The organism is Allobosea sp. Root381, assembly GCF_001429395.1.
In the GTDB taxonomy this organism is placed as follows: domain Bacteria; phylum Pseudomonadota; class Alphaproteobacteria; order Rhizobiales; family Beijerinckiaceae; genus Allobosea.
Genome location: NZ_LMJT01000007.1, coordinates 127,149 through 137,439 on the forward strand (window position 1 = coordinate 127,149; position 10,291 = coordinate 137,439).

General features: G+C 66.7%; 5 protein-coding genes. 3 read left to right on the top strand and 2 right to left on the bottom strand.

The window, feature by feature from the left end:
- Positions 1–70 precede the first annotated feature (70 nt).
- The gene (locus ASE63_RS08775) at positions 71–862 is read right to left on the bottom strand and encodes an invasion associated locus B family protein (RefSeq protein WP_056799683.1); all 792 of its coding nucleotides are present in this window, start codon (positions 860–862) and stop codon (positions 71–73) included.
- A 240-nt stretch (positions 863–1,102) separates the two neighbouring features.
- Here ASE63_RS08775 and ASE63_RS08780 point away from each other — a divergent pair, with 240 nt between their 5' ends.
- Both ASE63_RS08780 and ASE63_RS08785 read left to right on the top strand, forming a co-directional pair.
- The gene (locus ASE63_RS08780) at positions 1,103–2,971 is read left to right on the top strand and encodes an extracellular solute-binding protein (protein WP_056799685.1); all 1,869 of its coding nucleotides are present in this window, start codon (positions 1,103–1,105) and stop codon (positions 2,969–2,971) included.
- A 12-nt stretch (positions 2,972–2,983) separates the two neighbouring features.
- Positions 2,984–4,000 carry an AMP-binding protein gene (locus ASE63_RS08785; protein WP_056799686.1) on the top strand — a complete coding sequence of 339 codons (1,017 nt, stop codon included), beginning with the start codon at positions 2,984–2,986 and terminating at the stop codon, positions 3,998–4,000.
- 31 nt (positions 4,001–4,031) lie between these two features.
- Here the strand turns inward: ASE63_RS08785 and ASE63_RS08790 are convergent, their stop codons facing one another.
- Positions 4,032–4,934, bottom strand: coding sequence for a LysR family transcriptional regulator (locus ASE63_RS08790; protein ID WP_056799691.1), 903 nt, complete (start codon positions 4,932–4,934; stop codon positions 4,032–4,034).
- A 258-nt stretch (positions 4,935–5,192) separates the two neighbouring features.
- On the opposite strand from ASE63_RS08790, the gene ASE63_RS08795 reads away from it, so the two are divergent.
- Positions 5,193–10,291: family 16 glycoside hydrolase (locus tag ASE63_RS08795; RefSeq protein ID WP_056799693.1), on the top strand; the 5,099-nt coding region annotated here is incomplete at its 3' end.

Here is a 10,291-nt window from a genome sequence, read left to right on the forward strand (position 1 = left end):
CCAGCGGCTGCATCGCGAAAACAAAAAGGCCGCCCTTTCGGGCGGCCTGATTTTTTGCGCGGGCGCCCGATCAGGGCTTGGGCGGAATGGTGGGAGCGGCGCCCGGCGCAGGAGCCGCACCGTTCGGCAGTGCCGGCGCACCCGGAGCGGCGTTGGCACCGCCACCGCCAAGGCGCTGGCGCAGCTCTTCCTGGCGCTTGGCAAGCTCGTCCTGAAGCTGCTTCTGCTGATCTTCGAGAACCTTCGGATCGATCGCGGGGCCGTCGAAACCCTTGGCGAAGTCGGCCATCGGGATGGCGAAGGAGACCTCGCGGCCGCCCTGGTTCTGGACACTGACGCTCAGCGTGGTGCCCTTCTTCATCGCGTTGATGAAGTCCTCCTTGACCTGCGCCTCGGCAAAGCAGCCGTTCGGGAAGCAGATCGCGAAGCGGCCGGAGGTCGGCTGTGCGGTATCGACGCCGAAGCGGATGCCCGGCTGCAGCAGCAGCCCGAGCGGCATCAGGAAGCGCACGATCTTGTTGGCGTCGCCCTTGACGTCATAGATCGCTACCGCGAGCACGGGCTGGCCCTGATCCGAGACGAAATCGCGCGTGGTATAGCAGATTTCCTTTTTGGCGGCCTCGTCCTTGCCGCAGACCTTGGTCCAGGAGGTCTGGGAAGGCTCGGGCTTGACCTGGACGACGGTCGGGCCGGTCCCGGCCTGGCCGGCGGGCGCCTGTGCGGGGGCGGCGGGCTGAGCGCCCCGCGGCGCCGCTGGGCGCTGCTGCGGCTGCTGCGCGAAAGACGCCATCGGGGCTAGGCCGATCGCCGCGCTGAGGGCAATGCTCAGGGCACGTGTGGACAGGCGAAACGAAGCGGACATTGATCTTTCCTTATCAGGCGAATTCGGGATCACGACTTCGCAAGCCGCGCGCGTCACCACCGACAGCCCCATCGCATATCAGCGCCGGCCATCGCAAGCCGTGCACATCAGCGTCGATTGAGGCGTTTGAATGACACCTTGGCTCGGCTTTAGCGAGTTCCGTTACGGGATTCCAGCCCGATTAGCTGCGCGACGGTCGCTCCGGCATGTTATTCTGGCCGCCGAGAATCAGGTTGAACGATGCATGTGCTTCAAGCGGCCAGGGCGGCGTCACGCGCCGCGGCCGGGACGATCTTTGCGATATCGGCGCTTATCCTCGCGATGGGCCTGCCTACGCACGCCGATTCGCCGAAGCCGGATACGGCGGTCACCGACCATGCCATCGCCATGCATGGCAAGCCCGCCCTGCCCCGCGGCTTCACGCATCTGCCCTATGCCGATCCCGATGCGGCCAAGGGCGGGCGCATCGGGATCGGCATGCAGGGCACATTCGACAGCCTGAATCCGCTGGTGGTGCTCGGCGTCGCGCCGGATGCCGTGCCGCGCTATGTCCAGCAGAGCCTGCTGTTCCGCTCTGCCGACGAGCCCTTCACCTCCTACGGGCTGCTCGCCTCCCGCGTCGAACTCAACGACGAGCGGACGCGGCTGGCCTTCGAGATCGACGAGCGTGCCACCTTTTCGGACGGCACGCCGGTAACGGCCGAGGACGTGCTCTTCACCTTCGAGATGCTGAAGACCAAGGGCAAGCCCTTCCACCGCTCCAGCCTCGGGCGTGTGACCAAGGCCGAGGCGCCCTCCCCGCGCCGCGTCGAGTTCGAGCTTGGCGACGGCTCGAACCGCGAACTGCCGCTGGTGATCGGCGCGATGCCGATCTTCGCCAAGCACGCCACCGACCCCGAGACCTTCGGGGAGACCAGCTTCAAGGCGGCTCTGGGGTCGGGTCCCTATGTGGTCAGCGAGGTGTCGCCGGGTTCCAGCCTGACGCTGAAGCGGCGCGCCGATTTCTGGGCCAAGGATCACCCGCTGACGCGCGGCCTCTTCAATGCCGACGAGATCCGCTACGATTTCTACCGCGACGCCAATGCGCTGTTCGAGGCCTTCAAGGCCGGGCTCTATGACGTCAGGCTCGAGGGCGACCCGACACGCTGGATGACCGGCTACGATGTGCCGGCGGTGCGCGACGGGCGAATCCTGCGCGAGACACTCCATTTCGACACGCCCAAGGGCATGACCGGGCTGGTCTTCAACACGCGCCGCCCGATCTTCGCTGATGTGCGCGTGCGCGAGGCGCTCGGCATCATGTTCGATTTCGAGTGGGTCAACCGCAACCTGTTCCACGGCGTCTATCGACGGGCGGGCAGCTTCTTCTCGGATTCGGATCTCTCGGCGCTCGGCGTGCCGGCGGATGCGCGCGAGAAGGCGCTGCTGGCGGGTTTCCCCGGCGCCGTACGCGAGGATATCCTGGCGGGCACATGGGCGCCCTCGTCGACGGACGGTTCCGGCCGCGACCGCGACCAGGCGCGACGCGCGCTCGATCTGCTCAACCGGGCCGGCTACGGCATGGTGGATGGCGTGCTCCGCAGTATGAAGGGCGGCGATCCGCTCGCCTTCGAGATCACCGTAACCAGCCGCCCGCAGGAGCGGCTTGCCCTCAACTACGCCCAGTCTCTCCAGCGCCTCGGCATCCAGGTCTCGGTCCGGCTGATCGACGACGTGCAGTACTGGCGCCGGCTCTCCGCCTTCGATTTCGACATGATCCAGTGGACCTGGCCGGCCTCCGCCTCTCCGGGCAACGAGCAGATCGGGCGCTGGGGCTCCGCCAATGCGGGGCGCAAGGGGGCGCTGAACTATGCCGGCGTCGCATCGCCTGCGGTCGATGCGACGCTGCGGGCCCTGCTAGGCGCCCGCGAGCGCGAGGATTTCGTGGCCGCCGTGCGGACGCTCGACCGGCTCCTGCTCTCGGGCTTCTATGTGGTTCCGCTCTACTATCTGCCCGACACCTGGCTGGCGCATGGCCGCGACGTCGTCCTACCGGCGCGCAAACCGACCTATTTCTACTCCCAAGAAGTGCTGGCGCGCCTCCCGGCGCCCCCGGCCCCCGCCAACTGAAGGTGCTCATCGATGCGGGCCGAACAGGACGAAGCCGCCGCCCTGCTCGATGGCCTGCATTTCGATACGCTGTTGCAGGCACTTGCGGATAGTCGCGGTTACGATACGGCACTTCGCGATCCGCCGGGGCGGCAGGGCTGGAGCGATGTCATTCCGGGCTCCCTGAGCTTCGGGCAGCTCGATACCAGGGTCGATCAGCTCGCCCGGCTGCTCTCGATCAACCGGGCCCAGCCCGGCGCCTGCGTCGCGATCCTGGCCCCGCTCGGCCCGGAGGCGGTCGTCTCCGTCCTTGCCGCCTTGCGGGCGGGGCTCTCGCCGCTGCTCCTGCCCCTGCACGGCAACGAGCTCGAACTTCTGCGGCTGATCGAGGCGGCGGATGCGGTGATGGCGGTCGGCGTCGGCCGTGTCGGCACGATGCGGCCGCTCCTGATGCTGCGGGAGTTGGCCGTGCGCGCCTTCGGCACCCGTTTCGTCGGCGGGTTCGGTGCGCAGGTTCCCGACGGCATCGCGCCGGTCGACCTGCTGATGGCGAGCGCCACCCTGCATCCCCTGACGGAGACGAAGCAGCGCATTTCGATTCAGGTGGTCGATGCGGTGACGCTCGACGGCCCGTTTCCCGTTTCCGAGCGCGAGGTACTCGGCAAGGCGCTCGAGATCTCGCGCCTGCTCAAACCGACTGCGTCTTCCCGCATCGTGACTGCGCTGGTGAGCGGCGACCTTGCGGCGCTGGCGAGCGGCCCTGCCATGGCGCTGCTGGCCGGTGTGGAGTTGCTGCCACTCGGCCTGTTCAGCCTCGGCGATCTGCAGGCCTGTCTGGAGGGCGGCCGCGACGTCCATCTCGTTCTTCCCGGAGCGATGGAGCCGGCGCTGGCTCATTCGCGGCTGGCGGACCATCCGGCGCTGGCGAGCCTCGTCTTCGTGCATCGCCCGGCCAAATGCCGCAACCTGCCCGCGATCGACCGGCAGGACATCGCGATCGTCGATATCGACGTGGCAAGCGCGGCGGAGATCGCGATCAGCCGTCGCTGAGGCATCGAGCGCCTGGAGAGCGCCGCGCCGTTCAGGCCGCCTCCGGTCCTGAACGGCCGGCCTCGGCGGGCTGGAACGCGTCGGCGGCGCAGAGCAGGAAGTCGGCGATCATCGGCGTGCGTCGTCTTTCGCCGAGGCAGATGACATACTCGTTGATGGCGATGCGGGCGTCCTGAAGCGGCAGGTAGCGCAGCCGGGAATCGAAGCCGAATTCGAGATCGGCGATCACGCCGAGGCCGAAGCCGGCGGCAACGGTCTCGCGGACGCCGTCCCGCGTCGAGACCTCGATGACCTCCCCCAGCGTAACGCCATTGGCGGCCAGGTTCTGTTCGAAGACCTCGCGCGTCCGGGAGCCGCGCTCGCGCAGCACGAAGGGCAGCCCCTGCAGTTCACGCACCGTCACCGAGCGCCGCTGCGCCCACGGATGATCCTTCGGAAGGAAGATGCCGACCTTCATGCTGGTCAGGGGCTGGACGTGGAAGCGGCTGTCCCGGGGCATCTGCGCGGTGATGCCGACATCCGCCCGGTACTGGACGATTTGCTCGATCACGCTGTCGGAGTTCTGCAACTGGATCGAGAACACCAGCTTGGGCCGCCGCCGGCGCAGCGCGCCGAGGATAGGCAGCGAATGCACCGTTCCGTCCGAGGCGAGGCGCAACCGGCCGCCCTCGGCCTTGCGGCTCTTGAGCATGCGCCCTGCTTCCGAGAGCGCCGTGAACAGGCGCGCGGTGACCAGGAACAGCGCCTCGCCATCCGCCGTCAGCGTCGCGCCGCGCGGGCCGCGCTCGAACAGCACGACGCCCGAGATAGCCTCGAGCTGGCGGACCTGGCCCGACAGCGTCGACTGGCTGACCGACATCTCGCGAGCGGCCTGGGAATATCCTCCTGCCGTCGCGACGAAATGGAAGGCCCGAAGCTGCGTGACCGATGCCATGCTCTCAACTCACGCCGTTGAGCCCGGACCTCTAGCGAGGGCTCAATGCGGATTTGTGACAGCGCCGCAGGTCGATTTGCCGGCACAGCAATTCGCGACAATCCGATGCGGGGTATCGGAACTTTCGATGGCTCCTGCCGGCGCGATTTCAACGATCCGTCACATCGGGTTCCTACCCGTCTTCACCGAAGTTTCACCACGTTCGGCCGCTCCGCGATCGAACATGCCGATGTCTCGGCCCAAGCACAGGCGAGCCCCATGACGACGATCAGCAACTCCATTCTCGACTATATTGCGAAGCGTGGCGCGGAAGACCGCGTGATCGACCTCGGCACGGTCTTCTCCGGCACCGGGCTCACCTATTCCGTGGCCAGCAGCAACCCGAGCATCGCCGCCGTCGCGATCGAGGACGGCAAGCTCGTCATCGATTACACCGATGCGCTCGGCTACACCGATCTCGTGATCACGGCGACCGACGCCAACGGCCAGAGCGTCACCGACAATGTCCGCGTCCGCGTCGCCGGCGAAAACGCCTATACCATCGCGGTCCTGCCCGACACGCAGGACTACACCAACGCTGCCCGCGTCGACATCTTCAAGAACATGACCAGCTGGCTGGTGGACAACAAGGACAGCCTCGAGCTGCAGTTCGTCATCCATGTCGGCGACATCACCACCAACAACAGCGACGCCAGCCACTGGCCCTTCGCCGAAGAGGCGCTGCGCATCCTCGACGGCAAGATCCCCTATTCGTTGCTGCCCGGCAACCACGACCAGAACACCGGCAACGCCGCCAACCACTCGACTAACCCGCTCGACATCCGTTTCTCCCCGGATAAGCAGGCGGCGACCAATCCCGGCACCTTCGGCGGCGTCTATGACATGGAGCCGAACCGCAGCGCCAACAACTACCACACCTTCACCGCGCCGGACGGCACCAAATGGCTGGTGCTGAGCCTCGAATTCGGGCCGCGCGACGACGTGCTGCGTTGGGCCGGCGAAGTCATCGAGGGCCATCTCGACCACCGCGTCATCTTGGCCAACCACTCCTACATGACCTGGGCCGGCCGCCACGACGCCACCGGCGCGCCGCTCTATGACGAGGGCACTGGCTACGACTACGGCATCGGCAACAGCGTGCATGGCGCCAATGACGGCGAGACCATGTATCGCGAGCTGATCCAGAAGTACCCGAATGTGACCTTCACCTTCTCGGGCCACATCTTCGGCGACGGCGCCGAGACGCTGGTGAGCTATGACCAGTTCGGCAACCCGGTCCACCAGATGCTGGTGAACTACCAGAACGGCGTCGCGAGAGAGATCACCAGCGATGCGGGTGCCGGCTCCGGCAGCAATGGCGGCAACGGCGCGATCCGCCTGCTGACGATCGATCCCGACAACAACGCCGTCTACACCTCGACCTACTTCACCGAGCTCGACGACTATCTCGATACGCCGCGCGGCGACGGCGAACTCGATCGCGACGGCCTGACCGGCGAGTATCGCGGCCATGAGGAGACCTTCTCCGACATCGACATGGGCACGCCCGACGTGCCGGCGATCGCCAAGGCCGGCAACGACCAGTTCGTGACCGCCGAGTCTGGGCAGGACAAGGCCTCCGTCACCCTCGATGGCGACTGGACCCTCAACCCGAACAACGATGCCAGCCTGTCCTATGTCTGGACCGACCGCGACGGCAACGTCGTCGCCGAAGGCGCAACGCCGACACTGCAGCTCGACGCCGGCCAGTATCAACTGACGCTAACGGTAAGCGACAGCGCCGGACGGGTCTCGACCGACGAGGTCCGCATCGTCGTCTCGAACGAGAGCACCCTCCTCGTCGACAACTTCAACGACGGCGACGCCGCCGGCTGGGGCATCGAGGGCCAGCTCCTGAGCGTGACCACCGGCACGGCCGCCAGCTACGGCATTCCCGGCCTGCCGTTAGACACCGCTCCGGTCGAGCCCGTGACCGACGACTATGCCTTCGTACCGAAGGCGAATGCGAGCCAGGGCCTGAAGATCGCCCCTACCTTCCAGCTCCCTGAAGGCAAGACGACCTTCGGCTCCTATTCGGTCGTGTTCGACCTCTATGTGCCGCTCGCCGGCTCCAGCAACTATACCGGCCTGCTTCAAATCGACGGAGGCGCAACCGTTGCCGACGCCGAGATGTTCCTGCGCAAGAGCGGCCAGACGGCTGGGATCGGCACCCTCCAGAGCTACACCGGCAGCTTCAGCTTCGATGCCTGGCATCGCGTCGCCATCACCTTCTCGCAGAACGAGGATGGCTCGGTCGTGATCGGGAAGTACATCGACGGCGTGCTTGCCGGCAACCAGACGGTCGCCGGCAACGCCGCTGCCCGCTACCAGCTCGACCCGGTCAAGGGCCTCAAGCTGCTGGCCGATAACGACGGCGAGACCAGCAATGCCTACATCTCCAGCGCGCTGGTGACCGACAAGGTCTTCACTGCCGCCGAGATCGCCGAGCTGGGCGGCGCCAAGGCCGGCGGCATCGTCGCGACGGCACCGAGCCAGAACTCCGTCCAGTTCGAGTTCGATGCCGGCATTGCCGCGCCGACTTTCGGCCAGGGTAACCTGACGATCGAGGGCGGCCAGGCCGTGAGCTACGACTCGCAGCAGGACTTCGCGATCCCGGCCCTGCCGGTTCCGGCGACCGGCGGCGAGAACGGCTCCGGGAACGATGGCGTGACCTTCGTTCCGAAGCTGGCGGCCACACAGGCACTGACCCTGACGCCGTCCTCGCCACTGCCCACCGGCGTCTATGTCGTGTCGAGCTATACCATGGCCTTCGACATCCTAGTCCCGGCGGCCGGCGTCACCGGGTTCGTGTCGCTGTTCCAGACCGACACCGCCAACAGCAGCGACGCCGATTTCTTCATCCGCAACAACAATAACGGTACCGGCGGCATCGGCATCGGCGGCGTCTATCCCGGCGCCTTCAAGTTCGACGAGTGGCAGCGCGTCGTGGTCAAGATCGAGAGCGCATCCGACGGTTCGGCCGTGATGTCCAAGTATATCGACGGCGTGAAGGTCGGCACCCAGAACGTCGACGCCAGCCGCTATCAGATCGATCTCGCCAAGGGCGTGCTGCTGTTCTCCGACGAGGACGGCGAGACAGCCAATCTCTACGTCTCGAGCTATCTCTTCACCGACAAGCTCTACACCGACGCCGAGATCGCGGCTCTGGGCGGCGTCAAGGCCGGCGGCATCGTCGATACGCAACCGACCCCTTATTCGGTGCAGATCGACTTCAGCAAGCCCGGCATGGAGGACGAGTGGGGCAACTCCTCGGTCGTCGCCGGCCAGGTCGGCACCAGCGTCGGCGGCTTCATCGTCAAGGGCACTGCCAACTCGCGCGACACCGTTGCCGAGGAACAGGACGCGCTCGAGGGCCGCGTCTACGAGCAGACGGACGGCGCCAACAAGCTGCTGCTCTGGGCCGACACCGCGGCGAAATCCTGGTCGAATTACGAGTTCGAGGCGACGCTGAAGGCCACCGACAATGACGGCATCGGCGTGGTGTTCTACTACAAGGACGCGGCGAACTTTTATCGCGTCGTCCTCGATGGCGAGACCAACACCCGCTCGCTGATCAAGGTCCAGGACGGCGTCGAGACCGTACTCGCCCGCGAATCCGGCGGCACGCCCTGGAGCCGCGACTTCCAGCTCAAGGTGGTCGTGGTCGGCGACACCGTCAGCGTCTTCGTCGACGGCACCAGTCTGTTCGGCGAAATCGCGGTCGCCTCGCCGCTCATGGGCGGCACGGTCGGCCTCTACTCCAACAACCAGCGCAGCTCGCAGTTCGACAACGTCACCGTCAACAAGGTGACGCTGACGGCCCATGCAGGCGACGACCTGCGCCCGGTCGATGCCGACGGCAATGGCCGCATCCTGTTCGAACTCGACGGCAAGGGCAGCTACGGCCTCGGCGAGATCGTCAGCTTTGTCTGGACCGACGCCGAGGGCAACATTGTCGCGCAAGGCGAGACCGCGCAGGTCGAACTCGACGCGGTAAAGCAGGTGCTGACGCTGACCGTTACCGACGCCAGCGGCAAGACCGCGACCGACAAGGTCACGATCGATGCGATTTCCAAGGAGCGCGTGCTGCTCTCCGAAGGTTTTGGCGGCGGCGACTTCGCCGGCTGGACGATCGTCGACGAGGGCGAGATGGGCGGCGTCGGCCCGGACGGGACCGCTTCGCAGTGGGAGCTGCGCGACGGCGCCCTGGTGCAGCTCTCGGATCTCAAGAGCCGGCAGCTGACCTGGAGCGGTGCCTCCAACTCCGACCCGTGGAAGACCGGCTGGAGCCCGCTCGGCGACGGCGTGAACGTGCTTCGCAAGGGCACCTACGCGCTCTACAACGACGATGCGGCGAAGGAATGGACCGACTATGCGGTGCAGGCGACGATCAAGTCGCCCGACAACGGCGCGCTAGGCCTGCTGTTCTACTACCAGGACGCGAACAACTACTACAAGCTCGAGCTCGACGCGAACGGTGACTACGATCGCAGCCCCGGCAACGGCGCTGGTAGCCTGTTCCAGCTCATCCAGGTCAAGGACGGCGTCGAGAAATACCTCAACCAGTATCCGGCCAAGTACACCCCCGGCCAGGCCTTTGACCTGCGCGTCGAGGTCAAGGACGGCAAGATCCAGGCCTATGTCAACGGCCTGGCACTCTTCGCCTATGCGATCGAGGACCATGCGCAGAGCAAGGGTACGGTCGGCCTGTTCTCCTGGGACAGCGCCGGCGTCTCCTTCGACAACGTGCTGGTCTATGACCTCTCCAGCGAGAGCGTCCTGCCTCCGGGCGGGCCGATCGCCGGCACACCCGGCGACAACGAGATCGCCGGCACGGCCGGCGACGACGTGATCCTCGCCGGCGATGGCGACGATYTCGTGCTGGCGGGGGCCGGCAACGACATTGTCGAGGGCGGCGAMGGCGACGACGAGCTCCACGGCGAGGCCGGCGACGACCTGCTCGAGGGCGGTGCCGGTGACGACGMGCTGTTCGGCGGCGCGGGCGACGACGTGCTCAAGGGTGGCGTCGGCGACGACCTGCTCGATGGCGGCGACGGCGTCGATACGGCCGATTATTCCGACGACACGGCCGGCGTCACCGTCGACCTGTCGGCCGGCACGGCCTCGGGCGACGAGGCCGGCGACGACGAGCTCATCTCGATCGAGAACGTCATCGGCGGCGCCGGCAACGACATCCTGATCGGCGATGACGGCGACAACCGCCTGGTCGGCGGCGCCGGCGACGACGTGATCCGGGCCGGCGGCGGCGACGACATCATCGTCGCGGGTCCGGGCAACGACGTGATCGACGGCGGCGA